This window comes from Streptomyces sp. NPDC034049, assembly GCF_055575575.1.
Genome location: NZ_JBVISJ010000001.1, coordinates 734889 through 753601 on the forward strand (window position 1 = coordinate 734889; position 18713 = coordinate 753601).

Sequence of the window (18713 nt, forward strand, 5' to 3'; positions counted from 1 at the left end):
GCGCGTACGACCGGACATAGGTGGCGTACCAGGCCCGCCCCTGTCCTGCGTCAAGGGCATCAGGCAGCATGTCCCTCATGTCCGTACTGACGCGCGACGAAGCGCATGCCCGTGCTCGGCTCCTCGACGTCCACCGCTACGAGATCGCACTCGACCTCACGCGCGGCGACGAGACCTTCGACTCCCGTACCGTCATCCACTTCACCGTGCGGGGGAAGAAGAAGGCCGCGGACACCTTCGTCGAGCTCAAGCCCGCCGAGCTGCGCTCCGTCACCCTCGACGGCGAAGCCCTCGACCCGGCGACCCTCGACGGCAACCGCCTGCCCCTCAAGGGCCTCACCCCGGGCGACCACGAACTGCGCGTCGACGCCGCCATGCGCTACTCCCGCACCGGCGAGGGCATGCACCGCTTCACCGACCCCACCGACGGCGAGACCTACGTCTACACCCAGCTCTTCATGGACGACGTGCAGCGCGTCTTCGCCGCCTTCGACCAGCCCGACCTCAAGGCCGCCTTCGACCTCACCGTCACCGCCCCCGAAGGCTGGACCGTCCTCGCCAACGGCGTCACCGAACGACGGGACGACGGCACCTGGCGGGCCGCCACCACCCCGCTGATCTCCACCTACCTCGTCGCCGTCGCCGCCGGCCCCTGGCACTCCGTCCGCACCGAACACCGCGGCCTGCCCTTCGGCATCCACTGCCGCCGCTCCCTCGCCCCCCACCTCGACACCGACGCCGACGAGATCCTCGACGTCACCCGCGCCCTCTTCGACCGCTACCACGAGAAGTTCGAGGAGCCGTACCCCTTCGACTCCTACGACCAGGCGTTCGTCCCCGAGTTCAACGCCGGCGCCATGGAGAACCCCGGCCTCGTCACCTTCCGCGACGAGTTCGTCTACCGCTCCGCCGTCACCGACACCGAACGCCAGACCCGCGCCATGGTCATCGCCCACGAGATGGCCCACATGTGGTTCGGCGACCTCGTCACCCTCAAGTGGTGGGACGACATCTGGCTGAACGAGTCCTTCGCCGAGTACATGGGCTACCAGACCCTCACCGAGGCCAGCCGCTTCGCCGACACCTGGGTCGACTTCGGCGTCGCCCGCAAGGCCTGGGGCTACGACGCCGACCAGCGCCCCTCCACCCACCCCGTCGCCCCCGAGAACGTCGACGACACCGCCGCCGCCCTCCTCAACTTCGACGGCATCTCCTACGCCAAGGGCGCCTCCGCCCTGCGCCAACTCGTCGCCTGGCTCGGCGAGAAGGACTTCCTCGCCGGCATCAACGCCCACTTCACCCGCCACCGCTTCGGCAACGCCACCCTCGCCGACTTCATCGACAACCTCGCCGGCGCCACCGAACGCGACGTCCACGCCTGGGCCGACGCCTGGCTGCGCACCACCGGCGTCGACACCCTCACCCCCGAGGTCACCCGCGCCGCCGACGGCACCTACACCCTCACCGTCGACCACGCCGGCGGCCGCCCCCACCGCATCGCCGTCGGCCTCTACGACCAGGACCACGGCGACGACCAGGGCCACCTCACCCTCCGCGACCGCGTCGAACTCGACCTCCCCCAGACCGACCCCCAGGCCATCGGCAAGCGGCCCGCACTCCTCCTCCTCAACGACGGCGACCTCACCTACGCCAAGGTCCGCTTCGACCCCGAGTCCTTCACCGCCGTCACCGGCCACCTCTGCGGACTGCCCGACCCGCTCACCCGCGCCGTCGTCTGGAACGCCCTGCGCGACGCCGTGCGCGACGCGGAACTCCCGCCCACCGCCTACCTGGAAGCCGCCCGCACCCACCTGCCCCGCGAGAGCGACCTCGCCATCGTCCAGGGCGTCCTCGCCTTCGCCGGCACCCAGGTGGCCGGCCGCTTCCTCGCCCCCGAGCAGCGCGCCGCGGGCCTGGCCACCCTCGGTTCCCTGTGCCGCGACCTCATCCGCCGCACCGAGGACGGCGACAACCCCGGCCTGCGCCTCATCGCCGTACGCCACTTCATCGACGTGGCCGCCCATCCCGAGACCATCGCCGCCTGGCTCGCCGAGGGCACCGTGCCCGGCGGGCCCGAACTCGACCCCGAGCTGCGCTGGCGCGTCCTCGGCCGGCTCGCCGTCCTCGGCGCGGTCGACGCCGCCACGATCGACGCGGAACTGGAGCGGGACCCCAGCGCCAGCGGCCGCGAGGGCGCCGCCCGCTGCCGGGCCGCCCTGCCCGACCCGGAGGCCAAGCGGGCCGCCTGGGAGGCGATGTTCACCGCCGACGACCTCTCCAACTACCTCTTCACCGCCACCGCCCAGGGGTTCTGGCAGCCCGAACAGGCGGACCTCCTCACGGAGTACGTCGAGCGCTACTGGGCCGACGCGGTGTCGCTGGCCGCTCGGCGGGGACCGGCGATCGCGGAGGCCGCGGGGCGGTGGGCGTTCCCGGTGTACGCGGTGGACGCCGAGACGCTCGGGCTGGGGGAGCGGTGTCTTCAGGACGGTGAGCTGATCCCGGCGCTGCGGCGGAAGCTGGTGGACCAACTGGACGACCTGGCGAGGGCGTTGCGCGTGCGGCAGGGATAGACCGTTTCTCGACGTAGGGGTTCGGGTGTTCTGCGGGCTTGCGGCCGTGTGTGGCTGATCGCGCAGTTCCCCGCGCCCCTTTCGGGCGCGCTGCCCTTGAGGGTGTCTTCCCGTACCCTCTTTCGGTTGTAATTAGCTGTCTTTTCGGGCTTGGCACCCGATCGGCGTACAAGATGGGATTCCCCGTGCTCGGAGGAACCCATGACCGCCCCGCCCCTCGCCTCGGGACCCCAAGGTCCCGGCGCGCTCCGGCCGTTGCTCGACACCGTGCTCGACGCGTTGCGGGAAGGGGCCGCGGCACGGGGCGGCCCCCTCCCCGCCGGCGGCCCGGAGGCGGTCGCCGCGACGGTGCGCGACGCGCTCGGTGACCCGCTGCCCGCCGAAGGCGACCCGGACGCCCTGCACCGCCTGGTTCGCGCCCTCGCCGCCGGCACCGCCGACCCGGCCGACCCCCTCTGCGCGGCCCATCTGCACACCCCGCCGCTGGCCGTCGCCGCCGCCGCGGACCTCGCCGTCTCCGTGCTGAACCCCTCCCTCGACTCCTGGGACCAGGCCCCGGCCGCCTCCGCCCTCGAAGCCCTGGTGACACGGGCCCTGGCCGAGGAGGCCGGCGCCGCCGACGCGCTGGTCACCACCGGGGGCACCGAATCCAACCAGCTCGCCCTGCTCCTGGCCCGGGAGGCCCACCCGGGCGTACGGCTCGTCCACGGGGCCAACGCCCACCACTCCCTGGCCCGCGCCGCCTGGCTGCTCGGCCTCCCCGACCCCGTCGTCGTCCCCACCCCCGCCGGCACCCTCGACCCGGCCGCCCTGGACGACGCCCTCACCCACCTCCCGGGCCCCCTCCTCGTCGCCGCCACCGCCGGCACCACCGACGCCGGACTCATCGACCCGCTGCCCGCCGTCGCCGACCTGTGCCGCACCCACGGCGCCCGGCTCCACATCGACGCGGCCTACGGCGGAGGCCTCCTCTTCAGCGACCGCCACCGGGCCCGGCTCGACGGCCTCACCCGCGCCCACACCGTCACCCTGGACCTGCACAAACTGGGCTGGCAGCCGGTCGCCGCCGGACTCCTCGCCGTACGCGACGCGGCGGACCTCGCGGCCCTGCACCAGCGCGCCGACTACCTCAACGCCGACGACGACACCGAGGCCGGCCTGCCCGACCTCCTCGGCCGGTCGCTGCGCACCACCCGGCGGCCCGACATCCTCAAGACCGCCGTCACCCTCAAGACCCTCGGGCGCACCGGACTCGGCCGGCTCGTCGACCACGTCTGCGCCCTCGCCCAGGAGTTCGCCACCACCGTCGAGGCACACCCCGGCTTCGAGCTGCACGACCGGCCCACCCTCAGCACGGTCCTCTTCCGGCCCGCCGGAGCACCTGACTCCGCCGTCGCCGCCGTCCGCCGCCGGCTCCTCCACGACGGCCAAGCCGTCTTAGGCCGCGCCGTCCTCGACGGCCGGCTGTGGCTCAAGGCCACCCTCCTCAACCCCCACGCCCGGCCGGACGACCTCACCGCCCTGCTGAAGCTCGTAGACCGCGCAAGCCTCGCCGAAGGACACACCCCCGCATGAGCACGACCCCCGCGCACGACCAGCCCGACCCCGAAGCCCCCCGCGACCTCGTCGGCGTCGGCATCGGACCGGCCAACCTCTCCCTCGCCGCCCTCGCCCACCCCCTCGCCGAACTCGACGCCGTCTTCTACGAGCGCCGCCCCGGCTTCGACTGGCACCCGGGGCTGCTCATCGACGGCGCCACCGTCCAAGTGCCGTTCCTGGCCGACCTGGTGACCCTCGCCGACCCGGTGAGCCCCTGGTCGTTCCTGAACTACCTCAGGACCCGCGACCGGCTCTTCCCGTTCTACTTCGCCGAGCGCTTCCACATCCAGCGCGCCGAGTACGACGCCTACTGCCGCTGGGTCGCCGAGAACCTGCCCGGACTGCGCTTCGGCCACCAGGTCGACTCGGTACGCTGGAACCCCGAACGGGACCTGTTCGAGGTCGACTTCAGCAGGTTCGGCGCCGACGGAGGGGTCGAGGCCCTCGGCCGTACCCACGCCCGGAACATCGTGCTCGGCGTCGGCACCGAACCGTACGTGCCCGAACCCCTCAAGCCGCTCGTCGAGGCGGCCGGCGTGCCCGTCGTCCACGCCGCGGACTACCTCGGCGAGCGCGACCGCCTGCTGACCGCCCCGCACGTCACCGTCATCGGCGCCGGACAGTCCGGCGCCGAGGTCTTCCTCGACCTGCTCCGCCACCGGCCCGCCGGCCGGGAGGGACTGCACTGGCTCGGCCGGACCGAGGCGTTCGCCCCCATGGAGTACTCCAAGCTGGGCCTGGAACACTTCACCCCCGACTACACCCGCTACTTCCACGCCCTCGCCGAACCCACCCGGGACCGCCTCGTCGCCGCCCAGTGGCAGCTCCACAAGGGCATCGGCGCCGACACCATCGCCGCCATCCACGACGAGCTGTACCGCCGCACCCTCGACGGCGGCTGGCCCGACGCCGTCCTCACCCCCGGCGTGCACGTCCGCACCGCCGGCCGGCTCGCCACCACCCGGGTCGAACTCCACCTCGAACACATCGAGCAGGGCACCCGCTCCCGCCTCACCACCGACGCCGTCGTCCTCGCCACCGGCTACCGCGAACGCCCCCTGGACCGCGTCCTCGCCGGCCTCGACCCGTACATGCGGCGCGACAGCCGCGAGCGGCCGCGCGTCGACGAGAAATTCCGGATGGTCCTCGACCCGTCCGTCACCGCCTCCGGCTGCCACGTCTACGTCCAGAACGCCGAACTGCACACCCACGGCGTCGGCGCCCCCGACCTGGGCCTCGCCGCCTGGCGCAGCGCCACCATCCTCAACACCCTCACCGGCAAGGAGCCCTACCCCCTGCCCGGCCGCACCGCCTTCACCACCTTCGGCCTCGACCCCCGGCCGCAGATCCCGCCCGCGCGCAGGGCCGGCCCCGCGGTCCCCCTCACCCCCCTCGTCGACGTGAGGTAATCGAAAGACAAAGAAGCAGGGCAGGAGTGGTGACGGCCGCAGAGAAACTGCCTACCTTTCGGTCATGGCCGGCACCCGCGCAGGCACGACCTGAATCGCCGCCGGCACCGTCCACCCCGGCTACGACACCGAGGAGGGCCAGACCGTACGCGCCGAGGTCAACTCCTGGCTCCTCGGCGACAGCCACCCCTTCGACGCCGTCGTCGACATCGCCGCCGCCGTCGCGGACCGGGACCACCCCACCCGCATCCGCGACACCGACAACAGCGGCGACGGCCTCCACGTCAACGACGCCGGCGCGAAAGCCGTCGCCGACGCCGTCGACCTGTCCCTCCTGGCCCTCCAGGGACCCGCGAACCCCTAGAAGACCGGCGTACCGTTCCGCGTCAGCTTCCAGTCCACCGAAGCGAACTCCGCCGGATCGATCGACCCCTTCGCCTTCACCCACGCGATCATCGTGTTACGGATCTCGTCCGAGTTCGACCACAGCAACGGGGACGCCGCGACATGCGGGAAGTTGCCACCGCCGTTCGCCCGGTAGTTGTTCACCGCGAACACGAACTTCTGATCATCCGCGAGCGGAGCACCCTCGAACCGCACGTTCGTCACCCGCGACCCCGCCGGCTTCGCGATGTCGATCTCGTACGACAGCCCACTCACCGCGTCGTAGTTGTAGTCCGGCGTCCCGTTCGCGTTCGTCAGCTTCGCCGGATCGACCACCGCGTCCGCCGCCGTCTGCACGAAGTAGTTCGCCGAGAACTCCAGATACGCCTTCATCTGCGCACCCGTCATCAGACGCGCCTCCAGCGTGTTCTCGAAGACATACAGACCCGCCACATCCCGGATCGTCACGTTCCCCGCCGGGATCACCGCGCTCCGCGAGAACGCGGCGGCCTGCGACAGCACCGGCAGCGCCCCGTACTCCGTCGCCGCGAGAGCCTGCCTCACCGTGTCGGCCTGGATGTGGTTGATCAGATCGATGATCGCCACATCCTTGTACGGCGCCTCCACCGACGTCATCTCCGCCGCGTTCGTCCCGATGATCTGGTTGACGTACGCCACGACCTTCTCGTGCTCGTCACCCAGCATCTTCACGATCGCCGGGTCCTCCTCCACCGTGTTGGAGTTGAGCACCTGCGCCGCGACCTTCTCGACCTTCCAGCAGCCCTTGCTCCACACCAGCTCGAAGTCGAACAGCGTCAGCCGCTGCCCCCACTTCAGGGGCTCCGACAGCACGACCTGCTTGCCCGTCTCCTTGTTGGTGACGAAGTACTCCGGGATCTCCGTGTGAGCGTGCCCGACCAGGATCGCGTCGATCCCGGGCACCTGCTCGGCGACCAGCCCGGCGGCGTTCTCGATGTACGGCAGCTGGTCACCGTACGACGACGTCCCCGACGACCCGCTGTGCGCCGACACGATGACGACGTCCGCCCCCATCGACCGCAGCTTCGGCACCCACTTCGCCGCCTGCTCCTCCAACCCCGGGAACGTCATCTTCCCCTGCACGTTCGCCTTGTCCCAGATCGCGATCCCCGGGTTGGTCAGCCCCAGGACCGCCACCTTCACATCACGCCCGTGCGGCGTACGCAACCGGTGCATGCTGTACGGCGGGAAAGCCGGACGAAGGGTCTTCGCGTCCAGCGCGTTCGCCCCGAGCAACGGGAAACGACACTGCTCCTGGAACTTCCGCAGCACCGGGATGCCGTAGTTGAACTCGTGGTTGCCCAGCGCCGCCGCGTCGTAGTCGATCGCGTTCATCGCCTGCGCCATCGGATGCACCGGACCACCCTTGGCGGTGATCGGGTCCACCTTCGCGTAGTAGTACGACAGCTGCGTGCCCTGGATGGTGTCACCGGCGTCGATGAGCAGCGTGTTCCCGCGCCCCTTCTCCTTGCGGATCCGGTTCACCAGCGTGGAGATCTTCGCCAGACCGACGTCGTTGTGCGCCTTGTCGTCGAACTCCTTGTCCGTGAAGTAGTCCCAGTTGAAGACGTTCCCGTGGAGGTCGGTCGTCCCCATCACGGTGAAGCTGTACCGCTTCGGGGCCCTCTTCCCCTCGGGCTTCACCTCGGCCGCCTGCGCGCTCGGGGCGAGCGCCGTACCGGCGACGGCCACGCCCGCCCCGGTCACGGCCGACTTCTTCAGGAACTTCCGGCGGTTCAAGGGCATCTCGGGGCACTCCTCGGAGGTACGGACGATCGCAACGCGCGTAGACAACGGATGTCACAACGCGCGTAGATTCTGACCCGCCACGCCCCCGCCGCAACAGACCCCCCAGGTTGCGATCTGGTGACCGGCAGGGCCCGCCACCAGGCCATCGGTGACAGAGTGGGGCGTATGACCAGCCCAGAGGAAGCCCAGCCCACCGCCGTCCCCTACGGCACCCCCGACGCGCCCCGCATCGCCGTACGCGGCGAAGCACGCCTCGACGTCGACCCCGAGATAGCCCGCATCGGAGTCACCGTCCTCGCCCGCGGCAAGGACCGGCGCGCCGCCCTCGACGACCTCACCCGCCGCAACACCACCGTCCTCGACCTGGTCAAGACCTACGGCGAAGCCGTCGAACGACTGGAGACCGGCGCCTTCTCCATCACCCCCGAACTCAAGGAGAAGAGCAGGGGCGAACGCATCCAGGCCTACCACGGCCGCGTCCACATCACCGCCGAACTCACCGACTTCACCGCACTCGGCGAACTCACCACCCGCCTCGCCGACCTCGACCTCACCCGCGTCGACGGCCCCTGGTGGGCCCTCCGCCCCGACTCACCCGCCCACAGGAAAGCCAGGCAGAAAGCGGTCACCGAGGCCGTCCAACGCGCCCGCGAATACGCCGAAGCCCTCGGCACCACCCTCGCCGCGCTCGTCGAACTCGCCGACATCGGAGCCGAGGCCCCCCAACCCCTCCGCCCCGCCGCCCCCGGCGGCCTCATGCGCTCCGCCAGAGCCAAGGGCGCCGAGGACACCGACGCCGCACCCCTCGACCTCGAACCCCAACGCCAACGCGTCTACGCACAGGTCAACGCCCGCTTCACGATGCACCCGCCCCGCCTGTGACGCACCAGCCCCCGCCGACCCCCTCCCCCTCTTCACCATGCGATGACGACTTGTCAATTACCCTTCATCTCAAGGCCGTTGAGTAGTCACGCTCCACCAAGTCGCTACCGGCGGGTAAGCCATAGGCTCGCACCATGCGCCGAGCAAAGATCGTCTGCACCCTCGGGCCCGCCACCGACTCGTACGACCAGATCAAGGCACTGGTCGAGGCCGGCATGGACATCGCCCGCTTCAACCTCAGCCACGGCGGCCACGCCGAACACGACGAGCGGTACCAGTGCGTCCGCAAGGCCGCCGACGAGACCGGCCGCAGCGTCGGCACCCTCGCCGACCTCCAAGGCCCGAAGATCCGCCTCGGCCGCTTCACCGAAGGCCCCGTACTCCTCGAACGCGACGACACCTTCACCCTCAGCGTCGAGGACGGCGCGACCGGCGACAGCGAGGGCTGCGGCACGACCTACGCCGGCCTCGCCGCCGACGTCACCCCCGGCGAACAGATCCTCGTCGACGACGGCAAGGTCACCTTGGAGGTCACGGCGGTCGACGGCCCCCGCATCCACACCAGGGTCGTCGAAGGCGGAATGATCTCCGACCACAAGGGCCTCAACCTCCCCGGTGTCGCCGTCTCGGTCCCCGCCCTCTCCCCGAAGGACGAGGAGGACCTCCGCTGGGCGCTGCGCACGGGCTTCGACGTCATCGCCCTGTCCTTCGTCCGCACGGGCCGGGACATCGAACGCGTCCACCAGATCATGGACGAGGAAGGCCGCCGGCTCCCCGTCATCGCCAAGATCGAGAAACCGCAGGCGGTCGACAACATCGAGGAGATCGTCGCGGCCTTCGACGGGGTCATGGTCGCGCGGGGCGACCTGGGCGTGGAAATGCCCCTGGAGCAGGTCCCGCTGGTCCAGAAGCGTACGGTCAAGCTCGCCAAGCGCAACGCCAAGCCGGTCATCGTCGCCACCCAGATGCTCGACTCGATGATCCACCACTCCCGGCCCACGCGCGCCGAGGTCAGCGACGTCGCCAACGCGGTGCTCGACGGCACGGACGCGGTGATGCTGTCCGGCGAGACGAGCGTCGGCAAGTACCCGGTGGAGACGGTCCGCACGATGGGCCGCATCGTCGCGGCGGCGGAGGAGGACATGCTCGCCAAGGGCCTCCCGCCCCTGACCGAGCACAACAAACCCCGCACCCAGGGCGGCGCGGTCGCTCGCGCCGCCGCCGAGATCGGCGACTTCCTCGACGCGAAGTACCTGGTCGCCTTCAGCCAGTCCGGCGACACGGCCCGCCGCCTCTCCCGCTACCGCTCCCCGATCCCCCTGCTGGCCTTCACCCCGGACCCGGCGACGCGCTCGCAGCTGAGCCTGACGTGGGGCGCGGAGACCTTCCTCGGCCCACAGGTCGACTCCACGGACGCGATGGTCGACCAGGTGGACGAGCTGCTGCTGAAGTACGGCCGCTGCGAGAAGGGCGACGTGGTGGTGATCACGGCGGGCTCACCGCCGGGGGTGGCGGGCACGACGAACTTGGTGCGGGTGCACCACATCGGGGAGGACGACGGCCCGGAGTAGGCCGTCAGTACTTGGGGCCGACGTGGGTGTCCATGAGGGCGACGGAGGCCTTGCGCGCGATGGAGACGTTACGGGCGTTGGCGAGTCTCCAGTCGACGCCCACCTGGTCGAGCGTTGACGTGAAGAGGCGGAGGATGTCGCCGGACACGTTGGTGAAGAAGTACCGGGGGTACTCGTAGCGCTTGCGCTCGCCTCCGACGACACGGGTCGAACCTTCGCGATGGCCTCACGGCACTGCTGCATGAGCCCGGGCCAAGCGTCTGCGCAGGCGATGCGGAGGTAGTAGCCACTGCGAGGGTGTGCGGAGATGCAGCCATCGCCCAGGCAACCAACGCAAGTGCTCGTTTGCGTGAGCTGATGTCGTACATGCGGCCGCTCTCGGCAACTGATCGCGACGACGTGCAGCAAAGAGCGGATGTTCACGAGAACGTACATCCGCTTCCTGATGGGCGACCTTCAAATCAAAGGAAAAGTGCCCCGGGTGGGACTCGAACCCACACTGAATACCTTTTGAGGGTATCGTCTCTGCCGATTGGACTACCGGAGCTCCTGCGAATCGAAGGCTCAGCCCGACCCGCTGCGTTCCCACCATACCGCAGCTAGGTACCCTCATGTCAGCAGTACCCCTGCCCCGAACAAGGAGCCCACGTGACCGCCCCCGAGTCGCCCCAGCCCCTCGACGCGCCCGACGACGACAAGTCGCACGTGCCTCCGCTGACGACCCGTGTCGTCATCGCCGAGGACGAGGCGTTGATCCGTCTCGACCTGAAGGAGATGCTCGAGGAGGAGGGCTACTCCGTCGTGGGCGAGGCCGGTGACGGTGAGCAGGCCGTCGAGCTGGCCCGGGAGCACCAGCCGGATCTGGTGATCCTCGATGTGAAGATGCCGAAGATGGACGGGATCTCGGCGGCGGAGAAGATCGCCGAGGAGCGCATCGCCCCCGTGCTGATGCTGACCGCGTTCTCGCAGCGCGACCTCGTGGAGCGCGCCCGCGACGCCGGCGCGATGGCGTACCTGGTGAAGCCGTTCAGCAAGAGTGATGTCGTGCCGGCCATCGAGATGGCTGTCTCGCGGTTCACGGAGCTGAAGGAGCTGGAGAAGGAGGTCGCCGACCTCACGCTCCGGCTGGAGACGCGCAAGCTGGTGGACCGGGCGAAGTCGATCCTGCAGACGGAGTACGGGCTGACGGAGCCGGCCGCGTTCCGGTGGATCCAGAAGACGTCGATGGACCGTCGGATGTCGATGCAGCAGGTGGCGGAGGCGGTCATCCAGGATGCGGACGAGAAGAAGGCCGGCAAGGGCTGACCGCGCCCGCCCTCACAAGAACGACGACGAGGCCCGCACCCCCTACCTGAAAGGGGGTGCGGGCCTCGTCGCAGGTGGGCCGGAGGCTAGTCCTCGCCGAGGTAGGCCTTGCGGACCGACTCGTCGTGCAGGAGGTCGGAGCCGGTGCCCGACAGGACGATCTTGCCGATCTCCATGACGTGACCCTGGTCGGCGAGGGAGAGCGCCGCCTGGGCGTTCTGCTCGACGAGCAGGATGGTGGTGCCCTGGGACTTCAGCTCGGCGATCGTGGCCATGATCTTCTGCATCATGATCGGCGAGAGGCCCATGGAGGGCTCGTCCAGCATGAGCAGTTTCGGCTGGGACATGAGCGCGCGGCCCATGGCCAGCATCTGCTGCTCACCGCCCGAGAGGGTGCCCGCGGCCTGCTTGCGGCGTTCGCCCAGGATGGGGAAGAGGTCGTAGGCGCGCTGGATGTCCTTCTCGATGCCGGGTTTGTCGTTGCGCAGGAAGGCGCCGAGGCGGAGGTTGTCCTCGATGGTCATGCGCGGGAAGATGTGCCGCCCCTCGGGGGAGTGGGCGAGTCCGAGCGCGACGATGTCGTGCGCGGGGATCTTCTTGAGCGACCTGCCGTTGAACTTGACCTGGCCGCCGACGGGCTTGAGGAGGCCCGAGAGGGTGCGCAGGGTGGTGGTCTTGCCGGCGCCGTTGGTGCCGATGAGGGTGACGACCTCGCCGGCGTCGACCTTGAAGGAGATGCCCTTGACGGCTTCGATCTTGCCGTAGGCGACCCGGAGGTCCTCCACTTCGAGCAGTGCGGTCATCGGTCGTTCTCCTTGCCGGGCGCGGCGTCGGTCGTGGCCTCGGCGTGTGCTTCGGCGGCTTCGACCTCGGCGGCCTCTTCCTTGCCGGGTGCGTCCTCGAAGGGTTCGCCGAGGTAGGCGGCGACGACGCGCTCGTCGCCCTGCACGGTGGCGCTGTCGCCCTCGACGAGTTTCTCGCCCTGGACGAGGACGGCGACGCGGTCGCAGAGGTTGAAGATGAACCGCATGTCGTGCTCGATGACGAGGACGGCGATGCCCTGGTCGCGGATGGCGAAGACCAGTTCTTCGGTCGTTCGCGTCTCCTGGGGGTTCATGCCGGCGGTGGGCTCGTCGAGGAGGAGGAGGCCGGGCTCGCTCGCCAGGGCCCGGGCGATCTCCAGCTTGCGCTGTTCGCCGTAGGGGAGGTTGCGGGCGAGGTGTTCGGCCTTGGCGTCGAGGCCGACGAACGCGAGGAGTTCCATGGCGCGTTCGCGGGAGGCCTTCTCCGCCTTGTGGAAGCCGGGGCCGCGCAGGAGGGCGGACCAGAGGCCTTCCTTGGTGCGGGTGTGGCGTCCGACGAGGACGTTCTCCAGGACCGTCATGTTGGCGAAGAGACGGATGTTCTGGAAGGTGCGGGCGATGCCGGCCGCGGTGACCTTGAAGGACTTGGGCGGCAGGACCTGGCCCTTGTAGCGGACCTCTCCCTCGGTGGGGATGTAGAGGCCGGTGAGGCAGTTGAAGAAGGTCGTCTTGCCGGCGCCGTTGGGGCCGATGAGTCCGACGATCTCGCCGCTGTTGACCGTGAGGTTGACGTTGCGCACGGCGGTGAGGCCGCCGAAGCGCATGGTCACGCCGCGTGCGTCGAGGACGGTCTCGCCGGGGGCGTTGGCGCCGGGTGCGGTGTCCTTGATGGTGGTGTCGGTGGTCATGGGTCAGGCCCCTGCCTTGCTGAGGACTGTGGGTGCTTCGGCCTCTTCGTGGAACTCGAGCTGGCGGCGCCGGTTGGGGATGAGGCCCTCGGGGCGGAACCGCATGAGCAGGACGAGCGCGAGTCCGAAGGCGAAGAGCTGGTAGTCGCCGAGGAACTGGAGCTTGGCCGGGATGAGGTAGAGCAGTGCGGCGCCGACGAGGGGTCCGCTGATGGTGCCCATGCCGCCGAGGACGACGGCCGCGAGGAGGAACGCGGAGTTGGGCGGGACGACGTGGGCGAACTGGTACTGCTCGGGGGTCACGGTGTAGGTGACGTGTGCCTGGACGGTGCCGGCGAGGCCGGCGAGCGCGGCGCCGAGGGCGAAGGCGATGAGCTTGACCCGGAAGCCGTTGATGCCCATGGCGAGTGCCGCGGTCTCGTCCTCGCGGATGGCGATCCAGGCGCGGCCGATGCGGGAGTCGCTGCTGCGTCGGAAGACCACCACGACGACGAGCGTGATGAGCAGCATGAGGAAGAAGTAGTTGGCGAACCGGGCGATGGTGAACCCGGCGATGGTGTGTTCCTGGCCGAAGTCGAACCCGAGGATGTTGAGGTTCGGGATCGAGGAGATGCCGTTGGAGCCGTTGGTGATGTCGGGGCCGGAGGTGCCGTCCATGTTGAGGACGGCGAGGCGGAAGATCTCACCGAAGCCGAGGGTGACGATGGCGAGGTAGTCGCCGCGCAGTCGCAGGGTCGGGGCGCCGATGATGACGCCGAAGATCATGGCGACGACGGCGCCGAGGATGGCGCTGGCCCAGAACGGCAGGTGGATGTCGAAGGGGGAGGAGGGGGAGCCGGAGACCATGGCCGCGGTGTAGGCGCCGACACCGAGGAAGGCGACGTATCCGAGGTCGAGGAGGCCGGCGAGGCCGACGACGATGTTGAGGCCGAGGGCGACGGTGGCGAAGATCAGGATGTAGACGCCGATGGTCGCGTACTGGTCGTCGGACTGGGTGAAGGGGAACGCGGCGGCCGCGGCGAACGCGCCGGTCATGGTGACGGTGCGGTGCTTGGCGGTGACGGCGGAGACCCGGCCGACGAGGCCGGCCTTGGAGAGTGCGCCGATGGTGAAGCCGGCGGTGATCAGGAAGCCGACGAAGAGTTCGTCGTACTCGGTGCCGATGCCGTAGGTGAAGACGATCAGGCCGAGGGCCATGGCGGCGACGATGATCAGGATCTCGGCGTACGCGGGGACCTTGCGGGCCGGGGCGGCGGTGCCGGTGGCGAAGCAGGCCTTCATGACGGCGCGGGCGTTGCGTGCGCCGAGCAGGAACTGTTCCCAGGCGGTGTCCTCGGGGTCGGCGGTCTCGGGTACCGGTCGTTCGAACGGCAGGGCGAGTGCGCCGAGGAGGGCGGCGAGGGTGGCGGCGGCCGCGACGTAGCCGCCGGGTTCGAGGTTGACGAGGCCGCCGAGCTCGACGCTGATCGCGAGGATCGTGTACCAGGCGGTGACGAAGGTGCCGAGCGCGGCGAGCTTGATGGAGCTGTCGGCGCCGGCGGGGACGAGCCAGCGCAGGCCCTTGACGCCGTAGGAGGCGAGGCCGAAGAGGGCGGTGAGGGCGCCGCCGATGAGGACGAGGACCTGCAGGCCGCCGGGGTAGCCGTAGACGGTGAGGTCGCCGGGGAAGGCGGAGGTCCAGGTCCAGGCGAGGAAGGTGGAGATCACGGCGAGGACGCCGCCGCCGGTGGCGAGGGCGCGGCCGGCGGTCTCGGGGATGCCGACGAGGCCCCGGGAGGTGGTGTCGTGCTTGGCGGCGGGTGCGGTGGCCGCGGTGGTGTTGGTGGTCATCGGTGTCACGCCCTGTCCGCCACGCGCTCTCCGAGCAGACCCTGGGGCCTGAACAGGAGGACGAGGATGAGGAGTACGAACGCCCAGACGTTGGCCCAGGACTGGCTGCCGAACTGTTCCATGCCGGGGATGTCGGCGATGTAGGCGGTGGAGAGGGCTTCGGCGAGGCCGAGGACGACGCCGCCGAGCATGGCGCCGTAGATGTTGCCGATGCCGCCGAGGACGGCCGCGGTGAAGGCCTTGAGGCCGAGGATGAAGCCCATGCGGAACTGGACCTGGCCGTACTTGAGGCCGTAGGCGACGGCTCCGACGGCGGCGAACGCGGCGCCGAGGGCGAAGGCGACCACGATGATGCGGTCGGTGTTGATGCCCATGAGCTTGGCGGTGTCGGGGTCCTGCGCGGTGGCCTGCATGCCGCGGCCGGTGCGGGTCTTCATGACGAAGTAGGCGAGGATCGCCATGCTGATCGGGGCGGCGACGAGCAGGAAGATGTCACCGGTCTGGATGGTGACGTTGCCGATCTCGAAGGGCCCGCCGTCGATGTGCGGGAAGTTGATGGACTCCTTGGCGTCCGGGTACCACGCCCACACGGCCTGCTGGAGGGCCAGGGAGAGGCCGATGGCGGTGATGAGGGGGGCGAGGCGGGGTGCGGTGCGCAGCGGCCGGTAGGCCAGGCGTTCCGCTCCCACGGCGGCCAGTACGGCGACGATGATGCCTCCGACGAGCATCAGCGGGAGTGCGACCCACATGCTCGTTCCGTCGGGCAGCACGTAGAGATAGACCGTGATGGCGCCGAAGCCGCCCAGCATGAATATCTCACCGTGGGCGAAGTTGATGAGCTGGACGATGCCATAGACCATCGTGTAGCCGATGGCGACCAGCCCGTACATGGATCCTAGTAGCAGGCCGTTGACCAGCTGCTGCGGCAGTTCGTTCACCGCATGTCCTCCGAGACTTTCGGATGTTCGACGAATGTGACCGGATGTGAGTCCGCGCGGGGCGCTGTGGTGCAGCGCCCCGCGCGGCTCAGGTGTGTGCGGGTGGGATCAACCGGAGTAGGTTCCGGACTTGACCGCCTTCCACTCGCCGCCGTCGACCTTGTAGACGGTGAGCTGCTTGTTGGTCGTGTCGCCGTACTCGTCGAAGGAGACCTTGCCGGTCACGCCGTCGAAGGAGACGTTCTGCATGGCCTCGGTGATCTTGGCGCGGGCGTCGCTGGGCAGCTTGCCGTCGTTGTCCTCGACGACCTTCTTCACGGCTTCGATGATCGCCCAGGCGGAGTCGTAGGAGTAGCCGCCGTAGGCCGCGTAGGGCTCCTTGTAGCCGCCGGCCTTGTAGTCCTCGATGAAGGTCTTGGCGGAGGGGAGCTCCTCGACCGGGGCGCCGACGGAGGTGGCGAAGTCGCCGGTGCTGGCGCTGCCGCCGAGCTCGATGTAGGTCGGGTCGTACATGCCGTCGCCGCCGGCGACCGGGATCTTGGCGCCTGCGGCCTTGATCTGCTTGGTCAGCGGGCCGGACTGCGGGTACTCGCCGCCGTAGTAGACGACGTCGGCGCCGGAGTTCTTGACCTTGGTGGCGACCGTGGAGAAGTCCTTGGTCTCGGGGTCGATGTGCTCGGTGCCGACGACCTTGCCGCCGAGCTTCTTGAACTCGTCGGTGAAGGTGGCGGCCAGGCCGGCGCCGTAGGTCTTCTTGTCGTCGATGACGAAGACCTTCTTCTTCTTGGCGTCGTTGTACAGGTACTGCGCGGCGAACGGGCCCTGGATGGCGTCCGTGGTCGCGGTGCGGAAGTACGACTTGTACGGGCGGACCTTCTTGGTCTGCCAGTCGGCGCCCTGGGTCAGGGTCGGGCCGGTGTTGGCCGGGGAGACCTCGACGAGTTTGGCGTCGTCGAAGACCTTCTGCATGGACTCGGCGACCGAGGAGTTCAGCGGGCCGACCACGCCGAGGACGTCCTTGTTGGCGACGAACGTGGTGGCGTTCTGCTGGCCCGAGGAGGGCTGCGCCTGGTCGTCGAGGGACTCGACCTTGAAGGTTATGCCCTCGACGTACTTGTCCTTGTTGGCGGTCTTGGCGGCGAGGTCGGCGGAGTTCTTGATGCCGAGGCCCAGCGCCGAGAGGTCACCGGTCAGCGGGGCGTCGACGCCGATGACGACAGTGGTGCCACTGCCGGTGTCCGAGCCGCCCTTGTCCTCGTCGCGCGAACCACAGGCGGTGAGAGTGAGTGCTCCCGCCGCCAGCGCGGCGGTGATGGCGATGAGCGAACGTTGACGCACGATCAGTCCTTTCCCTGGCACGGCCCTTCCTGTTGGAGTGGCCGAGTCGAGCGCTGGGCCGAAGACGTGACTTCGATTCCGTTGGCGCGGTGACTGGCCGTGACTCTAAGCGTGTGTGGACAACGTGGAGGAGAGTCTGACCAAGGCTGTGACGCTCTTGTTATGACACGAGGTAATGCAGAGCGGTACTCAGTGGGTGGATGCGCGGAATTCCGGCCGATTCGCCCTGTCCACATAGTGAGAACGTGCAGGGTCGACGCGGGTAGGTTCAGGAGTGTTCAGCTTTTTGGTGATGACGCGGAATCGTTGCCACAGGCGACTCGAAGGGCGTCGGAGAGGTCCTGTGCGTAGCGCTCACCCAAGATGAAACTATGCGCTTCTATTGCGCGCGTATTACGTAGAGTTACATCCAGGAAGGGAAGTCCGGCGTTCTCCGGTGCCTTCCCGCATTCGATGACCCGCATGGTGACGACGATCTTTCGGGTCTCTTTCGTCCCGATCCGGAGCGGAGTGCGCGGGTCCGTGCGCAGGGACAGTCCCTCGTAGGGCTGGGTCATCCGCTCGACGGTGACCGGGGGGCCCTGGCGCACGCCCAGCTCCATCTCGAAGGCGAAGCGGCCGCGCGGCGTCCGGGCGGATCGTGCCACCGGGCCGAGGTAGCTGACGACCACGGCCTGGGAGGGGTACGGCGTCTCCCTCGGGGTCGGCTCCGGCGTCGGCGCCGAGGTGGGCCGCGTGGCGTAGAGGTAGCCGCCGCCCACGAGCACGACGACGGCCGCCGCCCCCGCGAGCACGACGCGTCGGTGCCGGGCGTACACCTGGGCGTACCGTCCGCGCGGCGGCGGGGGCGGGGTGCCCGCGTCCGCCGCCCCGTCCGCGGCGTCCCACGCGCGCGTGCCCTCGCCCGGCTCCACGGGGCCGACGCCGCTCAACTCCAGGGCCCCTCGCCCGGACCGCCCGAGCGGTACCACTCCTCGCAGCCCGTGCGGGCCCGCCGCTCGATCAGTCGCCGCGCCGCGGTGGCTCCCGCGCGCCTCTTCTCGGCCCTGGCCTCGTCGACGACGTCCCGCAGGATGTCGTACTGCCCGTTCGACAGTCCCATGGACTGATAGTCCCCGTAGGTGTCGCCGTCCAGCACCTCCAGCGACCAGTGCGAGACGAGCCTCGCGCACAGTTTCTCGGGCGGGGTGGGCGACGGCGAGCCGCCGCCCCGCGCGGTCGTCGAGGGGCTCGCCGGCCCGTCCGGGTCGGTCGTCCCCGCGCACCCGGTGACCAGGACGCCGATCAGCAGCGCCGACCCGAGCGCCGCCCCCGGCCAGGGGGCTCCTCCCGTTGCCATGCCCCGACGCTAGGGCCTGCGCGGGCCGGGGGGCCAGAGGTGAACA

The 18713-nt window shown here is 69.7% G+C and carries 15 protein-coding genes, 1 tRNA gene and 1 pseudogene; 6 read left to right on the forward strand and 11 right to left on the reverse strand.

The genetic code is table 11. The features are described 5' to 3' along the window. Positions 1-68: 68 nt before the first annotated feature. The 3 genes from pepN to ACZ52C_RS03250 all read left to right on the forward strand — a co-directional run bounded on the left by pepN (position 69) and on the right by ACZ52C_RS03250 (position 5581). Positions 69-2573 (forward strand): aminopeptidase N, encoded by a 2505-nt coding sequence (gene pepN, locus ACZ52C_RS03240; RefSeq protein ID WP_469073141.1) that lies wholly within the window; start codon positions 69-71, stop codon positions 2571-2573. A 201-nt stretch (positions 2574-2774) separates the two neighbouring features. Next, positions 2775-4148: a pyridoxal phosphate-dependent decarboxylase family protein gene (locus ACZ52C_RS03245; protein ID WP_469073142.1), complete on the forward strand. Its 1374-nt coding sequence runs from the start codon at positions 2775-2777 to the stop codon at positions 4146-4148. Next, the gene (locus tag ACZ52C_RS03250) at positions 4145-5581 is read left to right on the forward strand and encodes a lysine N(6)-hydroxylase/L-ornithine N(5)-oxygenase family protein (protein ID WP_469073143.1); all 1437 of its coding nucleotides are present in this window, start codon (positions 4145-4147) and stop codon (positions 5579-5581) included. The genes ACZ52C_RS03245 and ACZ52C_RS03250 overlap by 4 nt, the downstream gene beginning before the upstream one ends. Here ACZ52C_RS03250 and ACZ52C_RS03255 read toward each other — a convergent pair. Then, on the reverse strand, positions 5556-6029 hold the full coding sequence (locus ACZ52C_RS03255) for a hypothetical protein (protein ID WP_469073434.1): 474 nt from the start codon (positions 6027-6029) through the stop codon (positions 5556-5558). The two genes, ACZ52C_RS03250 and ACZ52C_RS03255, sit on opposite strands and share 26 nt — an antisense overlap. Beyond that, positions 5942-7750 carry a 5'-nucleotidase C-terminal domain-containing protein gene (locus ACZ52C_RS03260; protein WP_469073144.1) on the reverse strand — a complete coding sequence of 603 codons (1809 nt, stop codon included), beginning with the start codon at positions 7748-7750 and terminating at the stop codon, positions 5942-5944. The genes ACZ52C_RS03255 and ACZ52C_RS03260 overlap by 88 nt, the downstream gene beginning before the upstream one ends. A gap of 168 nt (positions 7751-7918) precedes the next feature. Between ACZ52C_RS03260 and ACZ52C_RS03265 the strand changes: the two genes are divergently transcribed. Together ACZ52C_RS03265 and pyk are read left to right on the forward strand one after the other, a co-directional pair. Continuing rightward, a complete protein-coding gene (locus tag ACZ52C_RS03265; RefSeq protein ID WP_469073145.1) occupies positions 7919-8635 on the forward strand; it encodes an SIMPL domain-containing protein in 717 nt (238 codons plus the stop codon). A gap of 134 nt (positions 8636-8769) precedes the next feature. Further along, positions 8770-10206: a pyruvate kinase gene (pyk, locus tag ACZ52C_RS03270; RefSeq protein WP_469073146.1), complete on the forward strand. Its 1437-nt coding sequence runs from the start codon at positions 8770-8772 to the stop codon at positions 10204-10206. Between the two features lie 4 nt (positions 10207-10210). On the opposite strand, the pseudogene ACZ52C_RS03275 reads toward pyk, so the two are convergent. Together ACZ52C_RS03275 and ACZ52C_RS03280 are read right to left on the reverse strand one after the other, a co-directional pair. Next, positions 10211-10641: pseudogene (locus ACZ52C_RS03275) on the reverse strand (hypothetical protein). Positions 10642-10679: 38 nt separating this feature from the next. Continuing rightward, positions 10680-10753, reverse strand: a tRNA-Leu gene (locus ACZ52C_RS03280). A gap of 101 nt (positions 10754-10854) precedes the next feature. Here ACZ52C_RS03280 and ACZ52C_RS03285 point away from each other — a divergent pair. After that, on the forward strand, positions 10855-11511 hold the full coding sequence (locus tag ACZ52C_RS03285; protein ID WP_469073147.1) for an ANTAR domain-containing response regulator: 657 nt from the start codon (positions 10855-10857) through the stop codon (positions 11509-11511). Between the two features lie 86 nt (positions 11512-11597). Here ACZ52C_RS03285 and ACZ52C_RS03290 read toward each other — a convergent pair whose 3' ends face one another. The 7 genes from ACZ52C_RS03290 to ACZ52C_RS03320 all read right to left on the reverse strand — a co-directional run bounded on the left by ACZ52C_RS03290 (position 11598) and on the right by ACZ52C_RS03320 (position 18667). Beyond that, the gene (locus ACZ52C_RS03290) at positions 11598-12314 is read right to left on the reverse strand and encodes an ABC transporter ATP-binding protein (protein WP_469073148.1); all 717 of its coding nucleotides are present in this window, start codon (positions 12312-12314) and stop codon (positions 11598-11600) included. Beyond that, the gene (locus tag ACZ52C_RS03295) at positions 12311-13222 is read right to left on the reverse strand and encodes an ABC transporter ATP-binding protein (RefSeq protein WP_469073149.1); all 912 of its coding nucleotides are present in this window, start codon (positions 13220-13222) and stop codon (positions 12311-12313) included. The genes ACZ52C_RS03290 and ACZ52C_RS03295 overlap by 4 nt, the downstream gene beginning before the upstream one ends. A gap of 3 nt (positions 13223-13225) precedes the next feature. Then, positions 13226-15052, reverse strand: a complete 1827-nt coding sequence (locus tag ACZ52C_RS03300) for a branched-chain amino acid ABC transporter permease (protein WP_469073150.1) — start codon at positions 15050-15052, stop codon at positions 13226-13228. 5 nt (positions 15053-15057) lie between these two features. After that, positions 15058-15990, reverse strand: a complete 933-nt coding sequence (locus ACZ52C_RS03305; RefSeq protein ID WP_086801603.1) for a branched-chain amino acid ABC transporter permease — start codon at positions 15988-15990, stop codon at positions 15058-15060. 108 nt (positions 15991-16098) lie between these two features. Continuing rightward, positions 16099-17328, reverse strand: coding sequence for a branched-chain amino acid ABC transporter substrate-binding protein (locus ACZ52C_RS03310; RefSeq protein ID WP_469073151.1), 1230 nt, complete (start codon positions 17326-17328; stop codon positions 16099-16101). A gap of 278 nt (positions 17329-17606) precedes the next feature. Then, positions 17607-18260, reverse strand: coding sequence for a Tat pathway signal sequence domain protein (locus ACZ52C_RS03315; protein WP_469073152.1), 654 nt, complete (start codon positions 18258-18260; stop codon positions 17607-17609). Further along, positions 18257-18667, reverse strand: coding sequence for a hypothetical protein (locus ACZ52C_RS03320; RefSeq protein WP_469073153.1), 411 nt, complete (start codon positions 18665-18667; stop codon positions 18257-18259). The genes ACZ52C_RS03315 and ACZ52C_RS03320 overlap by 4 nt, the downstream gene beginning before the upstream one ends. Between the last annotated feature and the right edge of the window lie 46 nt (positions 18668-18713).